Below are 1,776 nucleotides of genomic sequence, written 5' to 3'. Positions count from 1 at the left end.
AACGCCCGCACCCAACCCAAGACCGCATTCGCTACCGACTCACCCATCCGAACCTGGACCCATTACCCAACCAAAGTTGCGTGACAAGCCACTAGGGCGGTGTAGTTGGGGCGCAGCGGGTTTCACAAGGACCGTGCCGAACTGGTACACCTGTCCGGCGCTTTGTCGGCGGCGGTCTGTTGAGCGGGGAGGAGGATGGCGTGTTCGGTTTCGGCCCGGGTTCAGGGCGGCGTTGTCGTTGTTTCTGTTGGGCAGGGGCGGCGGTGAACAGTTTTCTGGAGAAGGTGGGCGGCACCGAGAGTTCGACAGGCCGTCTCAACGCTGGACTGCCCGCCGAGTGAGTCGGTACTCGTGTCAACGTCCTCGGCGTTTGGTTCGGGTTGATCGACGCCCTCAGTGCCGCCCATTCCAAGTACGCGCTACCTATCCGATGTCACGCAGGCCGGTCGGTTCGATTCGTAAATCTAGTTGAGGACGACTACGTCGATCTTGTTGTTCCAGTTGCCGCCGCCGGGATAGACGATCTGGCCCAGATCCCAGAGTTTGCCTCCTGCTGTGACCGTGTACTCTCGATCACTGACCGGTGCGGACCGCAGGTCGATCAGCCTGGAGTTGCTTTCCCGGTAGTTGTAAACGCTGTTGGCTCGGTCCCGAAAACCGTGGTCCGCGAGGTCGTGGCGCCTGCTGCTGCGCAATTCCAGGCCAGCGGCCTGGTAGTTCCGGTTGTCCCAGAGACACAGAGATCCTTCTCGGCAATCTTGGATGGCTGCCGCGCCAAACTCGGCGGCGGGAAGGTCAACGCAGCGGAACTTGGCTGCTGTCTCCTCGATGCAGTAATCGGCACCTTCCCAATCGCGGGCAAGATTGATCGTCCTGCCGTTGTACTCCGCAAGGGTGCCAGTCGCACGGTGAGCCGACGCTGGCTCCTCCGCGCCCGCGCTGGCAACCGCTGTCGTAGAGAGGCAGGTCACCATCACCGCGCCAATGCCGAATGCCGCCAATCCCCGGCGAAAAGTACTCATCAATGATCTCCCCTTTATTTTCCTGTTCTCAGTACATCGTCCCAAGGGGGACACCATCAAGAATGCACAGAGTCGCCCAGGATGTCCTTGACTGCGGCTACACACTTTTCTTGACCCGGAGTGTCCACCTGCTGCCCGGGTCTCCACTCGGGCAGGCAGCACGACCTGCGGGGCCATCGGCCCTGGAGACATGTCGCGGGGTGAGCCTGCAGGGGACGATCGGCGTACGGGTAGTGGTCCGCGCGGCAGATATCCGTACAGGAACGCTCGTACTCCTGCCGCGACGGTGTCGTTGGCCTCGGCGGTGTCGGTGCCGCGGCGGCCGTAGAGGATGCCCTCGGAGATCAGCAGGTGGAAGTGCCGCGTGGCCAGTCCGGGGGCAGTGCTGTCGAGCAAGCCGCGTTCGGCGAGTTGGGTGAAGCGCCGGGCGAGTTCGGCGCGCACGCGCAGTGGCCCGGTCGGCTGGCAGGCGTCGATGGCGGCCTGCTGGTGGCTGGCTTCGGCACGACTTGGCGCATCGGCGCGGCGTGCTCGGCGTAATCGGACATCTGGGTGACCGAGGCGCACGCCTATCTGGCCACACTCGGCCCCAACTCATCCGCTCAGGACCGATCCGTCGACCCGACCAGTCCTGACTGCGCGCAGGCTGACGCAAACAGTGAGCCTTTTTCATCCTGGTGTGGATGCGTTGACAGGCGGGGTTTGTCGTTGATCACGGGTTGGCGGGCCTTCGGCGTGTCGCTGCCCGGACGCG

Annotated in this window: 2 protein-coding genes; one reads left to right on the top strand and one right to left on the bottom strand. The window is 63.6% G+C overall.

Annotated elements, in window-relative coordinates; translation table 11 throughout:
* Window positions 1–464: 464 nt before the first annotated feature.
* Window positions 465–1,466, bottom strand: coding sequence for a peptidase inhibitor family I36 protein (locus BLS56_RS33195; RefSeq protein ID WP_407640566.1), 1,002 nt, complete (start codon window positions 1,464–1,466; stop codon window positions 465–467).
* Here BLS56_RS33195 and BLS56_RS32665 point away from each other — a divergent pair.
* A complete protein-coding gene (locus BLS56_RS32665; RefSeq protein WP_091458012.1) occupies window positions 1,374–1,562 on the top strand; it encodes a hypothetical protein in 189 nt (62 codons plus the stop codon). The two genes, BLS56_RS33195 and BLS56_RS32665, sit on opposite strands and share 93 nt — an antisense overlap.
* Window positions 1,563–1,776 lie beyond the last annotated feature (214 nt).

The sequence above is a fragment of the Actinokineospora iranica genome, assembly GCF_900101685.1.
Lineage (GTDB): Bacteria > Actinomycetota > Actinomycetes > Mycobacteriales > Pseudonocardiaceae > Actinokineospora > Actinokineospora iranica.
This window is presented reverse-complemented; position numbering and strand designations above follow the sequence as displayed.